Raw genomic sequence first — 12,321 nt, 5'->3', positions numbered from 1 at the left:
GTATACTCGAAGTTTAGGAGACTTGCTGTCGTGAAACGGGTAAAAGGATTCCGTACACTGTTTACTGCCGCTGCCTTGGCATCAGCGTCGTTAGCTGTAAGTGGGTTAGCGCAAGCTGATGAAATTCAATTGGGTGGCTTTTACTCACCGGCACAAATCGCTGGTGCTCGGCTTGGCTATCGTTTTGATGCACTACCGCTGGAACTACCAGATTGGACCGGTAAGCCTAAAATCTTTTTTGAGGGCTCACTAAATAGTTGGTATGACCATCACCGTAATGGTCGCACTATTACCGCTGTTGCGATGAGTCCAGTGTTTCAGTGGCAAATCAGCGATGAGGGCGACCCGGTGTTTATTGAGGCGGGTATTGGTGCAACCTTAATCGATGGCACTCGCATTCGCGGTCGTGATTTGTCCAGCCACTACCAATTTGAAGATCGCATCGGTATAAGTTGGCAATATGACCCAGTCAGTAAAGCGCGTTTGACCTTGAGTTACTTCCACTACTCAAACGCTGACTTGCAAACGCCCAACGATGGGCTCGATTTTGTCGCACTGAATTGGAACTATCCGCTATAAATTAGCGTGTTAGAGATGCTTGGGAGATGGTGTTAAAAACGCCACTCCCATTGCGCATACGCACTGTATTCAGTGTCATACTGCTGGCGCGCATCTTGTTCTTGATAAGCCTGCACAGAAATGTTCAACAAGCCGCCAAACAATGGTTGACGTCGACTTAAATCGATTTGCTTGCGCTCTGTCGCACGGTCGTAATAGGGATGACCACCTAATAGCGGTTGACTGTCATCGCGATTAAAATTAATTTTCCGTAGTTTCAATGACCAGCCCGCACCGCTCGCGTCATACCAGCGTAAGCCCATGACGTGTGCTTTGCTGTCCGTGTCGTAAGTGCTACCAATGGCGCGGCCAAAACGGCGATACCCTTGTTCGTAATCCTCATGCTCATAAAAGCAATTGCCGGCTTGGCTTTGACTGTCGACACACTTGGCTTGGCTGTCGCTAATTTCAAAAAACCAAGTCAGATGATAGTCACGACTGCCGAGTTGCCACTCAGTACCCGCCAGCCACGCATTACCACTGCTTAAACTGTCACTATTATCGGTGGCGACTTCGCCGTAAATGGCGGTATTGCCGTGCCAAGCGGGCAGGCTAATACGAATGTCAGCGCTAGCTAAGCGGTTAGAGTCGATACTTTCGCGAACTAGCTCATTGTTGCCTGGCATGCGGGTGAGCTTATCACCGCCGAACTGTTCGGTTTGATTGAGGCCAATTTCGACCGCTGGGTGAGGCCGAAACGATAACCGTGCTCCCCATAAATAACTGTCATCGATGGGGTAAGCATTCTCCATACGACCAACGAACGCGGTAAAATTGAGCGGCCCAAGCCACGATAAAACGGGAAAGTCGATGGGCTTATCGCGAAATTGTGAGAGCTGAATTTTGGGTAAGGGCCGTGCGTTACTCGACATTAACAGGGCGCTATCTTGGCCCGGTCCCCACCACAGTGGCAGGGTATCTAAACTGACCACCCATTGACCTAACATACCGGCGACATAGCTGCCATCGACAGTGGTATTATTGTCGTCTTCTTGCGGGTGATTGCGCCGGTTCACCTGCAGCCTAGCAGCAAACTGATGGGTCACAATTTCGCGTTTGATGGTGAGTCGAGCTTTCTCGTGGTATTGATCGCCAAACCCTAATAAGGTTTGACTGTCATCATTACTATGCGCCGCCAGTTGCAGCACGGTCTGGCTATCACCGCGAGCTAGGTTTAAGTAATGATTGACGTGACGATAGGCAAAGCGTAAGTCATCGCTTAACTGCGCGACATTGACGCGATCTAAATCGGCCATAATTGAGCGCCATGGCAGCGGGTAGGTGTTGACCGGCGCACGAATAATACCGGCATTGGCCAGTGTTAACAGGCTCTGTCTTAAATAACCGTTATCCACCTCTATCCACGGTGAAGCTTGCGCCGGTTTACTGAGCAGCAATAGCGGTGTCGACAGTAAACAACAAGTCATTAATAAAATAGAACTTAGGCGCATGACGAACAAATGATCCATGTTAAACTCGAGTAAGTGGAGCAAGACTATCAGAATTACTTCAAGTTGTACTAGCGCAGGGGCGCTTAAATGATGAAAAAAATAAGCCTAGCAGCGGCGAGTTTGCTAGTTGTCAGCAGTTTATTGCTGAGTGCCTGTGACGGTAACCAAATGCCTGTTTCGCAAGGGCCAGTGGCGACATTGGATGCTCGCTTACTGCCCAACGATGAGTGGCAGTTATCGAGTCAGCACATTCAACTGAGTTTTTGCCGCGACCGAATTAATGAGGCCTTGTTAGCCGAGGCTGATGAATTACGGCGTTGGCGAGTGGTGGAGCAAGTGACGGCATTTCCGCCATATCGGCATGAAGGGTTAGCCGAACTGGCGCGCTTTGAGCAACAATATGGCCTATTGCTGTGGCAATTATCAGGTAATGTCAGTAGCCAACGCTACGCTTTAGTCACTGCCGCGGCACAGCCGCAGGCTAGCGCCAGTGACGTGTTTGCTGCGCTAACGACGTTATCGCGTGATGATGCGATTTGTTACAGTGCAGTTGAGTAAGCTTTTAGGAAGCTTGATAAAGAGTGATCAGAAACGTCGCCGATAGACGTATTAATTAGCATGCAACAAACATTAGCTTTTCAATCTGCAGTCGCACAAACACAAGTTCCACTGCCAGACGCCGACGTCCAGTATTTTCCGCGTTGGCTGGCGGATGACGCTGCCGAGCAATTAAAAATCGAGTTACAACAGCAACTGGACTGGCGTCAGGACCAAATTCGTCTATTTGGGCGTATGGTCGCTATACCCCGTCTACAAGCTTGGTATGGCGACGCTGGCCTGCGTTATTCCTATTCGGGTCTAAGCCTGACGGCAAATCCATGGACCGCCAATTTGCAGCAACTGCGTGAGCAAATGCAGCAATTGTGCGAGTGTCGTTTTAACGCGGTATTGTTAAATTGGTATCGCGATGGACAAGACAGTATGGGTTGGCACAGCGACGACGAAGCCGAATTAGGAGAGCAACCGGTTATTGCCTCATTGAGTTTAGGTCAGCCGCGACGCTTCATGCTTAGACATAAAAGCGAACCGGCAAGCCATGAGTTGGCACTGGGAGCCGGCGATGTACTGGTGATGCGCGGCGATACTCAACGTTACTGGCAACATCAGGTACCCAAGCAACGGCAACTGGCGGGTGACCGTATTAATTTAACATTTCGCTATATCGACAGTGCGCTAGCGGTTTCTAAGCGGTTGGGCTAAATCAACATAAGCGTCAACTAAAACTTAAACGGTTTCTGATGGTTAATTGGTTTTAGCTTGATCGTCACAGCATTGAGTAACGTTTCTGACTACGCTTAAGTAAGCTGAGAGCTGGTCAACGGCGTTTAGCAAGATGTGAACCTGGGTAGGGACCACCTGATGATGTTTAACGGCTTTGCCTACTAAGAGAGTAAATTATGGCCTCCATTCAATTGCAAATCGAGAACAAATTACGTGCGGCGTTTCAACCGACGCACTTGGATGTGGTCAATGAGAGCCACATGCATAGTCATGGCTCGGGCGCGGAGTCGCATTTTAAAGTGGTTCTGGTCACCAGTGAATTTAAAGGGCAACGGTTGATTAACCGCCATCGAGCCGTCAACAAGATACTGGCCGATGAGTTGATGAACCATATTCATGCGTTAGCGTTACACACATACACCGAGGACGAATGGTGCGATTTGTTCGACGGCGCGCGTAATTCTCCGGCATGCATGGGCGGCTCGCTTCGTCAGCGTAAAACCGCTAGTGGTTTACGTTAGAAAAATCGCGGATTTTTTAGCAACTCAGATGTGTTATTAACGTCGGGTTGGGTACAATAGCCAAAAATCCATGAACAAACAGGGATCTTGATAATGGTTATTAAGCCAAAAATCCGCGGCTTTATTTGTACCAACGCCCATCCGATGGGGTGTGCAGAAAACGTTCGTCAACAAATTGCCTACGTGAAACAGCAGCCGACGGTGTCGCCTGCGCCCAAAAAGGTATTGGTGATTGGTTGCTCTACTGGCTATGGTTTAGCTTCGCGTATCACCGCTGCTTTTGGCGCTGGTGCGGCAACCATCGGTGTTTGCTTTGAAAAGCCACCAACCGAAAAGAAAACCGCGACCGCGGGCTGGTATAATACCGCCGCTTTCCATCAACAAGCCGAGCAGGCCGACTTGTATTATCACACCATTAATGGCGATGCCTTTTCTGATGAATGCAAAGCGGATGTTATCGAGCGCATCAAAGCCGATTTAGGCCAAGTTGATTTGGTCATTTATAGTTTGGCCTCGCCAAAACGCCGCGACCCAAAAACCGGCGAGGTTTATAGTTCGACGCTAAAACCCGTTGGTCAAACTTACACCACGAAAACTTACGATACCGATAAGGATCGCGTACACGATGTGACCTTAGAGCCGGCCAACGACGAAGAAATCGCTAATACCGTTAAGGTGATGGGGGGCGAGGACTGGGAACTCTGGTTAAGCGCTCTGCATGAAGCGGGTGTGTTAGCGCCTAATTGTCGCACCACCGCTTACACCTATATCGGTAAAAAATTGACTTGGCCGATTTACGGTCACGCCACCATTGGTCGTGCCAAAGAAGATTTAGATCGCGCTGCGGCGGCGTTGAATGAACGCTACCAAGATATTCAGCTGCAAGCTTGGGTTTCTTCACTAAAAGCGTTAGTGACGCAAGCGAGCTCGGCAATCCCGGTTATGCCACTGTATATTTCTTTGATTTATAAAGTCATGAAAGAAGAGGGCACACACGAGGGTTGTATCGAGCAAATTTATCGCTTATTTACCGAAGGCTTATATGCCGAATCGGCAACCTTGGATGAACAGCGGCGTTTGCGTATGGATGGCAAAGAAACCAACGATGCCACGCAAGCTAAAATTGAAGCGTTATGGGATCAAGTCGAACAAGACAACTTCCATCAGTTAGCCGACTATGAAGGCTATCACAGTGACTTCTTACGCTTATTCGGGTTTGGCTTAGAAAACGTCGATTATGATGCCGACGTCGACCCTGTGGTTAATTGGTAAACAATGTTGCCATTGTTAGTAAAATAGACAGCCGCCTCATGCGGCTGTTTTTTTATACAAATTATGAGCAACTTAAAGCGGGCTTGCGTTAGAGATAAATCCATACGAATGCTATGATTATTTTCTCGCTAGGCATGGCAACACCGGTTGTAAAAATGCTAAAATTCCGCCGCGAGGTGAATGACATTGTTTAAGCTGGCGTGCCCAATACCCGCCCGGGAAGGCTTAGGGGCGTGCTAACTATTTGAAAGATTTGAGGTTTCAGTCGCTTCGGCTGGAAGTTATCCATCTTCCCTAACGAGTAGTGCTAAGGCATATGATTACGATAAAGAAAGGTCTGGATATCCCGATTAAGGGAGCCCCCCAGCAAACGATTGAAGACGGCAAAGCCGTCAAAACAGTCGCTACACTGGGTGAAGAGTATGTGGGTATGCGTCCCACCATGCATGTCAAAGTTGATGACCGGGTAAAAAAAGGTCAACTTATCTTTGAAGATAAAAAGAATTCAGGTGTCAAATATACCGCCCCTGCGGCCGGTGTAGTTAAAGACATCAAGCGTGGTGAAAAACGTGTGCTGCAAGCGGTTGTTATCGAGGTTGACGGCGACGAGCAAGTCACTTTTGACGCGCACCAAGCCGACCAACTGAACAGCTTAGGGTACGAGAAAGTGCGCGATACCCTGGTTGAATCCGGTCAGTGGGTTGCCTTACGCACCCGACCGTTTAGCCGCTCCCCGAAAGTTGATAGCAAGCCTCAGGCGATTTTTATCAACGCCATGGATAGCAACCCGTTAGCGGCTGATCCGACGGTTATTATCAATGAAAACAAACAGGCCTTTATCGACGGCTTGAATGTGTTGAGTAACTTGACCGACGGCAAACTGTTTGTTTGTAAAGCGGCTGACGCCGAGGTGGATACCGGTAACGCGAAAGTCGAACTGGAGTCATTTGCGGGCCCGCATCCGGCTGGCTTAGTCGGTACTCATATTCATTTCTTAGCGCCAGTGAGCATGCAGAAAGCGGTTTGGCACATTGGCTATCAAGACGTCATCGCTTACGGCAAACTGTTCACTACGGGCGAGATTTACACCGATTGTGTGGTCGCTATTGGCGGTACCGGTGTCAAACAGGCTCGCTTACTGCGCACGCGTCTTGGCGCCGACTTAAACGAATTACTCGAGGGCGAGTTGGCTGATGACCATGTGCGCGTTATTTCCGGTTCGATCCTGAACGGCACGCGTTGTGACGACGCTCATCATTGGTTAGGCCGTTTCCATACTCAAATCTCGGTGATCCCTGAGGGTGACCAAAAAGAGTTTCTGGGGTGGATCAGTCCGGGCGCCAATCAACACTCGGTGACGCGCGCTTATGCTGGTCACTTAAGTCCGAAGAAATTATTCAACATGACCTCGTCTACCAACGGTTCAGAGCGTGCGATGGTGCCAATTGGTAACTATGAACGAGTGATGCCGTTGGATATTCTGCCAACGTTATTGCTACGTGATTTGTTATCGGGCGATACCGATAGCGCGCAGAAATTAGGCTGCTTGGAACTTGACGAAGAAGATTTAGCGTTATGCTCTTACGTCTGCCCAGGTAAATATGAATACGGGGCGGTTCTGCGTGATTGTCTCACCACGATTGAGAAAGAAGGCTAACCATGAGCTTGAAAAATTACCTCGAACGTATTGAGCCGAATTTTGAAAAAGGCGGCAAATACGAAAAGTGGTATGCGCTGTATGAAGCGGTTGCCACCATTCTTTACACCCCTGGTAAGGTGAACAAGGGTAAAATTCATGTGCGCGATAACATCGATTTGAAGCGCATCATGATCATGGTCTGGTTAATGACCTTTCCTGCCATGTTCTGGGGTATGTACAACGTTGGTAACCAGGCGGCGTTAGCGCTTGCCGACGGTTATCAACTAGCTGATATCTGGCAGGTATCGATTTTCCATGCGCTAGGCGGTAGTTTTGACGGCGCAGGCTGGGGCACCAAAATGTTCTACGGTGCTTGCTTCTTCTTGCCGATTTACGCTGTCACTTTCATCGTTGGTGGTTTCTGGGAAGTACTGTTTGCCAGCATCCGTAAACACGAAGTCCACGAAGGCTTTTTTGTGACGTCGGTACTGTTTGCGTTGATCATGCCGGTAACCATTCCGTTATGGCAGGTAGCCTTAGGTATCACCTTTGGTGTGGTCATTGGTAAAGAAATCTTCGGTGGTACCGGGCGTAACTTCCTCAACCCGGCGCTTACGGGTCGTGCATTCTTGTACTTTACCTATCCTGCCTACATGTCAGGTGACTCAATTTGGACTGCGGTCGATGGTTTCTCGGGTGCGACCCATTTAGGTCAAGCGGCTTTAGGCGAACTGGATTACAGCAACACCGCGATGTGGTGGGATGCCTTCTTAGGTAATATTCAGGGTTCTGTGGGCGAAGTTTCAACACTGCTGATTTTGATCGGCGGTTTGGCGCTGATTTACTTCCGCATTGCCTCGTGGCGTATTGTGTTCGGTACTTTCGTTGGCATGGTGCTGTTGTCAGGCCTGTTAAACTGGGTGGGTAGCGATACCAATCCGATGTTTGCGATGCCGTGGTACTGGCATTTAGCGTTAGGCGGTTTCGCCTTTGGTATGATGTTCATGGCTACCGATCCGGTGTCTGCATCGTTCACCAACAAAGGTAAGTTTGCGTACGGCTTATTGATTGGTGTGATGACGGTATTGATTCGTGTCATCAACCCGGCCTTCCCCGAAGGCATCATGTTAGCCATCTTATTTGCTAACGTTTTTGCACCGTTGTTCGACCACTTTGTCGTCCAAGCGAACATCAAACGGAGGTTGGCACGTAATGTCTAAGAAGAACGATTCTCTGGGCAAAACTATTTTTGTCGTTGTTGCGCTATGTTTGGTGTGTTCGATTATCGTGTCGGGTGCTGCCATTGGTCTTAAGCCAACACAGAAAAAGAATGCTGCATTAGACATGCAGCGTAACGTCTTAGCCGCAGCCGGTATTTTAGAGCCGGGCATGGACGCCGCGCAGGTTTATAACGAGCGCGTTGAGTCGATGGTCGTGAGCTTAAAAGACTACACCGAAGTTGAAGATAAAGACCCAACGACGTTTGATAACCGTAAAGCGGCATCTGATCCGGAAACTAGTACCGATGTACCGCGTTCGGAAGATATCGCGAGTATCGGTAGCCGTGAAGACATCACGCAAATTTATATCATCCGTAATCAGGAAACCAACCAACCAGAAACCGTGGTATTACATATTCGCGGCTATGGTTTGTGGGGCACCATGTACGGTTTGTTAGCATTATCTGCTGACGATATGAATACCGTGAAAGGTCTTAACTTCTATGAGCACGGTGAAACTCCGGGCTTAGGTGGCGAAATCACCAACCCCAAATGGGTACAAAAGTGGATCGGTAAAAAGATCTACGGTGACGACGGCAAGGTTAAAATTGAATTGGTAAAAGGCGGCGCCAGCGAAGACGCGACTTACAAAGTTGACGCGTTATCAGGTGCCACTTTAACCAGCAACGGTGTGGAACATCTTTTCCAATACTGGATGGGCCCGAATGGCTATAAGCCGTTGTTGGATAAAATGCGTGAGGGGGCTTTGATCAATGGCTAGTGCTAAAGAAATGAAGTCGGTACTGTTTGGACCGATCTTCGCAAACAACCCGATTGCTTTGCAGATTTTGGGGATATGTTCGGCCTTGGCCGTAACCTCAAAAATGTCGAATACCGTCGTTATGTGTATTGCATTAACGTTGGTAACGGCGTTCTCAAACTTGTTTATTTCGATCATTCGTAATCACATCCCTTCGAGTGTGCGGATCATCGTACAAATGACCATCATTGCCAGTTTGGTTATCGTGGTCGACCAGATCTTACGGGCTTATGCGTTCAGCATTGCTAAAGAACTATCGGTCTTCGTTGGTTTGATCATTACCAACTGTATCGTGATGGGTCGTGCTGAAGCCTATGCGATGAAGAGCCCGCCATTCATGTCATTCTTGGATGGTATCGGTAACGGTTTAGGTTATTCGATTGTGTTGTTAACCGTCGGCTTTATCCGTGAGCTATTTGGCTCGGGTAGCCTGTTTGGCGCACAAATCTTACCGTTGGCTTCTGAAGGTGGCTGGTATGTACCTGTCGGCTTGTTGGTGTTACCACCGAGCGCCTTCTTCATCATCGGTGGCTTTATTTGGGTACTGCGTACCTTCCGCACCGAACAAGTAGAACCAAAGGAGTAAGCAGCGCATGGAACAGTATATAAACCTTTTCATCCGCGCGGTATTTATCGAGAACTTGGCTCTGTCCTTCTTCTTAGGTATGTGTACCTTCTTAGCGGTATCAAAGAAAGTCACCACCGCCTTTGGTCTGGGTGTTGCGGTTATCGTGGTACTGGGTATTTCAGTGCCGGTTAACAACTTGGTTTATCACAACATTCTGGCGCCGGGCGCTTTAGCTTGGGCGGGCTTCCCTGATGCCGACTTGAGTTTCCTACGCTTCTTAACCTTCATTGGTGTTATCGCCGCGTTGGTTCAGATTTTGGAAATGACGCTAGATAAATATGTGCCTGCGCTTTATAACGCGCTGGGTATCTTCTTGCCGCTGATCACCGTTAACTGCGCTATTTTCGGTGGCGTTGCGTTCATGGTTGAGCGTGACTACAACTTTAGCGAGAGTGTGGTTTACGGTATCGGTAGTGGTGTTGGCTGGGCTTTGGCTATCGTGGCGCTGGCTGCGGTACGTGAAAAGCTGAAATATGCCGATGTGCCTGATGGTTTGCGTGGACTGGGCGTAACGTTCATGACCGTAGGTCTGATTGGCCTGGGCTTTATGTCGTTTTCCGGCATCCAGCTATAAACCCGCATAAATTGAACAGTTAAGAGCAAAGGGTCAGATCGATGCAAGAGATTATTCTCAGCGTAGGTATGTTTACGCTCATCGTCATGGTGCTGGTCGCAATCATCATGTTTGCGAAGTCCAAATTAGTACCATCGGGCGATGTCGAAATTTTAATTAATGATGATGAAGATAAGAAAATCGTCACCCAGCCGGGCACCAAACTGTTGGGCGCTTTGGCTAACGCTGGCATTTTCGTTTCATCAGCTTGTGGTGGCGGTGGCTCATGTGGTCAGTGCCGCGTTGTCGTCAAAGAAGGCGGCGGTGACGTGTTACCGACAGAAATGGACCATATGACCAAACGCGAAGCGCGTGAAGGTTGTCGTCTGTCTTGTCAGGTAAACGTTAAACAAGATATGAAAATCGAATTACCAGAAGAAGTGTTTGGTATTCGTAAATGGGATTGTACGGTTAAGTCTAACGATAATGTCGCGACCTTTATTAAAGAGTTCGTGGTACAGTTGCCGGAAGGCGAAGAAGTACCGTTCCGTGCCGGTGGTTATATTCAGATCGAAGCGCCACCCCATCATGTGAAATACAAGGATTTTGATATCCCTGAAAAATTCCACGCCGATTGGGAACGCTTTGGCTTCTTCAATGTTGAGTCAAAAACCACTGAAGATGTTGAGCGCGCCTATTCGATGGCGAACTATCCGGAAGAAAAAGGCATCATCATGTTGAACGTGCGTATTGCTACGCCGCCACCCAACAATTTGAGCCTGCCAGCGGGTAAAATGTCATCTTATATCTGGAGTTTGAAGCCAGGTGATCACGTCACTATCTCGGGTCCATTTGGTGAGTTCTTTGCCAAAGAAACCGAAGCCGAAATGATCTTTATCGGTGGTGGTGCAGGTATGGCGCCGATGCGTTCGCACATTTTTGATCAGCTGCGTCGTATTAACACCAAGCGTAAGATGACGTTCTGGTATGGTGCACGTTCGAAGAAAGAAATGTTCTATGTTGAAGACTTCGACATGCTAGCGCGTGAAAACGATAACTTTGACTGGCACGTGGCGCTTTCAGATCCGCAGCCGGAAGATAACTGGGAAGGCGATACAGGCTTTATTCACAACGTCTTGTATGAGCGTTACTTGAAAGACCATGACGCGCCAGAAGACTGTGAATTCTATATGTGTGGTCCGCCGGTCATGAACGCCGCGGTTATCAATATGCTCAAAGATTTGGGTGTAGAAGATGAAAACATTATGTTGGATGACTTTGGTGGTTAAAAGACACTATGTCGCACACTAAGACCATAATGAAATACTGGCTAGTCCTTCTGGGGCTAGCCTTTTTAGTATCATGTAGTCGTGCACCCGAGCAGATCCTGCTTGAAGGCTCGACCATGGGTACCACCTATCACGTTCGTTTTGTCAGCGCTAATCCGGAACATAGCGCCAGTGATATTCAGGCGACCATTGACCGTGTGTTAGAGCGCGTTAACGCTCAGATGTCGACTTACGACCCTGATTCCGAACTGTCGAAATTCAACCAGTTACGCAGTAGCGAGCCGGTGGTAATTTCGCGCGGCTTGGAGTTGGTGGTTGCACGTGCGCTGGAAATTGCAGAGGACACCGGTGGTGTTTTGGATGTCACCGTTGGCCCCTTGGTCAATATGTGGGGCTTCGGTCCCGATGCGCGCCCTGAGCATAGCCCTAGCGAAGCCGAAATTGCACGCATACGAGCAAAAACCGGTTATCATCATTTAGCGGTTGAGAACCACCAACTGATCAAGCAAGAACCCGAACTATATGTCGATTTATCGACCATCGCAAAGGGCTACGGCGTCGATCGGGTGGCCGAAGTACTAGAGCAGCTAGGCATCAATAACTATTTGGTCGAAATCGGCGGTGAGATGCGCTTGAAGGGACGCAAACCCGGTAATGAGCCTTGGCGAATTGCTATCGAAAAGCCCGTTAGCAGCGACCGCGCGATTCAGCGCGTGCTTGAGCCCGGCGATAATGCGGTAGCGACCTCGGGTGATTATCGTAATTTTTATATTGAAGATGGACGCCGTTATTCGCACGTTATCGATCCGCGCACCGGTTACCCCATCAATCATCACTTAGTGTCGGCAACGGTATTTGCAAAAGATTGTATGACTGCCGATGGCTATTCAACGGCTTTATTGGTGATGGGCACCGAAGAAGCGTTGGCATTTGCCGAAGCGCATGACATTCCGGCTTTACTGATTGCACGTGAAGGTGATGAGTTTAAAGAGTATACTAGTACTGCATTTAAGCCGTACATGCAGTAGG

Annotated in this window: 13 protein-coding genes; 12 read left to right on the top strand and 1 reads right to left on the bottom strand. The window is 48.8% G+C overall.

Annotation, left to right across the window (positions count from 1 at the left end):
* Window positions 1-30 precede the first annotated feature (30 nt).
* The gene (locus A10D4_RS06960) at window positions 31-579 is read left to right on the top strand and encodes an acyloxyacyl hydrolase (protein WP_008488600.1); all 549 of its coding nucleotides are present in this window, start codon (window positions 31-33) and stop codon (window positions 577-579) included.
* A 32-nt stretch (window positions 580-611) separates the two neighbouring features.
* Here A10D4_RS06960 and A10D4_RS06955 read toward each other — a convergent pair whose 3' ends face one another.
* Window positions 612-2,087, bottom strand: coding sequence for a capsule assembly Wzi family protein (locus A10D4_RS06955; RefSeq protein WP_083849625.1), 1,476 nt, complete (start codon window positions 2,085-2,087; stop codon window positions 612-614).
* A 69-nt stretch (window positions 2,088-2,156) separates the two neighbouring features.
* Between A10D4_RS06955 and A10D4_RS06950 the strand changes: the two genes are divergently transcribed.
* The 11 genes from A10D4_RS06950 (at window position 2,157) to A10D4_RS06900 (ending at window position 12,320) form a co-directional block, all read left to right on the top strand.
* Window positions 2,157-2,627: a hypothetical protein gene (locus tag A10D4_RS06950; RefSeq protein ID WP_008488598.1), complete on the top strand. Its 471-nt coding sequence runs from the start codon at window positions 2,157-2,159 to the stop codon at window positions 2,625-2,627.
* Between the two features lie 60 nt (window positions 2,628-2,687).
* On the top strand, window positions 2,688-3,329 hold the full coding sequence (locus A10D4_RS06945) for an alpha-ketoglutarate-dependent dioxygenase AlkB family protein (RefSeq protein WP_008488596.1): 642 nt from the start codon (window positions 2,688-2,690) through the stop codon (window positions 3,327-3,329).
* 197 nt (window positions 3,330-3,526) lie between these two features.
* A complete protein-coding gene (locus tag A10D4_RS06940) occupies window positions 3,527-3,871 on the top strand; it encodes a BolA/IbaG family iron-sulfur metabolism protein (RefSeq protein ID WP_008488595.1) in 345 nt (114 codons plus the stop codon).
* Between the two features lie 93 nt (window positions 3,872-3,964).
* Window positions 3,965-5,143: an enoyl-ACP reductase FabV gene (gene fabV / locus A10D4_RS06935; RefSeq protein WP_008488594.1), complete on the top strand. Its 1,179-nt coding sequence runs from the start codon at window positions 3,965-3,967 to the stop codon at window positions 5,141-5,143.
* 316 nt (window positions 5,144-5,459) lie between these two features.
* Window positions 5,460-6,800, top strand: coding sequence for a Na(+)-translocating NADH-quinone reductase subunit A (locus A10D4_RS06930; protein WP_008488593.1), 1,341 nt, complete (start codon window positions 5,460-5,462; stop codon window positions 6,798-6,800).
* 2 nt (window positions 6,801-6,802) lie between these two features.
* Complete coding sequence (locus tag A10D4_RS06925; protein WP_008488592.1) at window positions 6,803-8,002, top strand: NADH:ubiquinone reductase (Na(+)-transporting) subunit B; 1,200 nt, start codon at window positions 6,803-6,805, stop codon at window positions 8,000-8,002.
* Window positions 7,995-8,783 (top strand): Na(+)-translocating NADH-quinone reductase subunit C, encoded by a 789-nt coding sequence (locus tag A10D4_RS06920; protein WP_008488591.1) that lies wholly within the window; start codon window positions 7,995-7,997, stop codon window positions 8,781-8,783. The genes A10D4_RS06925 and A10D4_RS06920 overlap by 8 nt, the downstream gene beginning before the upstream one ends.
* On the top strand, window positions 8,776-9,408 hold the full coding sequence (locus A10D4_RS06915; protein WP_008488590.1) for an NADH:ubiquinone reductase (Na(+)-transporting) subunit D: 633 nt from the start codon (window positions 8,776-8,778) through the stop codon (window positions 9,406-9,408). The genes A10D4_RS06920 and A10D4_RS06915 overlap by 8 nt, the downstream gene beginning before the upstream one ends.
* A 7-nt stretch (window positions 9,409-9,415) precedes the next feature.
* The gene (nqrE, locus tag A10D4_RS06910; RefSeq protein ID WP_008488589.1) at window positions 9,416-10,024 is read left to right on the top strand and encodes an NADH:ubiquinone reductase (Na(+)-transporting) subunit E; all 609 of its coding nucleotides are present in this window, start codon (window positions 9,416-9,418) and stop codon (window positions 10,022-10,024) included.
* A 41-nt stretch (window positions 10,025-10,065) separates the two neighbouring features.
* Complete coding sequence (gene nqrF, locus A10D4_RS06905) at window positions 10,066-11,292, top strand: NADH:ubiquinone reductase (Na(+)-transporting) subunit F (protein ID WP_008488587.1); 1,227 nt, start codon at window positions 10,066-10,068, stop codon at window positions 11,290-11,292.
* A gap of 29 nt (window positions 11,293-11,321) precedes the next feature.
* Window positions 11,322-12,320 (top strand): FAD:protein FMN transferase, encoded by a 999-nt coding sequence (locus A10D4_RS06900; RefSeq protein WP_040502705.1) that lies wholly within the window; start codon window positions 11,322-11,324, stop codon window positions 12,318-12,320.
* Window position 12,321 lies beyond the last annotated feature (1 nt).

This window comes from Idiomarina xiamenensis 10-D-4 (assembly GCF_000299895.1).
GTDB classification, from domain to species: domain Bacteria; phylum Pseudomonadota; class Gammaproteobacteria; order Enterobacterales; family Alteromonadaceae; genus Idiomarina; species Idiomarina xiamenensis.
Note: the sequence above shows the minus strand (reverse complement) of the source record. Positions and strands in the feature narration are given on the sequence as shown.

Bases quoted from the DNA above. Each gene is read 5' to 3' on its own strand.
- A10D4_RS06955 (WP_083849625.1), bottom strand. From the start codon at position 2,087: ATGGATCATTTGTTCGTCATGCGCCTAAGTTCTATTTTATTAATGACT.
- A10D4_RS06950 (WP_008488598.1), top strand. From the start codon at position 2,157: ATGATGAAAAAAATAAGCCTAGCAGCGGCGAGTTTGCTAGTTGTCAGC.
- A10D4_RS06945 (WP_008488596.1), top strand. From the start codon at position 2,688: ATGCAACAAACATTAGCTTTTCAATCTGCAGTCGCACAAACACAAGTT.
- A10D4_RS06940 (WP_008488595.1), top strand. From the start codon at position 3,527: ATGGCCTCCATTCAATTGCAAATCGAGAACAAATTACGTGCGGCGTTT.
- fabV (WP_008488594.1), top strand. From the start codon at position 3,965: ATGGTTATTAAGCCAAAAATCCGCGGCTTTATTTGTACCAACGCCCAT.
- A10D4_RS06930 (WP_008488593.1), top strand. From the start codon at position 5,460: ATGATTACGATAAAGAAAGGTCTGGATATCCCGATTAAGGGAGCCCCC.
- A10D4_RS06925 (WP_008488592.1), top strand. From the start codon at position 6,803: ATGAGCTTGAAAAATTACCTCGAACGTATTGAGCCGAATTTTGAAAAA.
- A10D4_RS06920 (WP_008488591.1), top strand. From the start codon at position 7,995: ATGTCTAAGAAGAACGATTCTCTGGGCAAAACTATTTTTGTCGTTGTT.
- A10D4_RS06915 (WP_008488590.1), top strand. From the start codon at position 8,776: ATGGCTAGTGCTAAAGAAATGAAGTCGGTACTGTTTGGACCGATCTTC.
- nqrE (WP_008488589.1), top strand. From the start codon at position 9,416: ATGGAACAGTATATAAACCTTTTCATCCGCGCGGTATTTATCGAGAAC.
- nqrF (WP_008488587.1), top strand. From the start codon at position 10,066: ATGCAAGAGATTATTCTCAGCGTAGGTATGTTTACGCTCATCGTCATG.
- A10D4_RS06900 (WP_040502705.1), top strand. From the start codon at position 11,322: ATGAAATACTGGCTAGTCCTTCTGGGGCTAGCCTTTTTAGTATCATGT.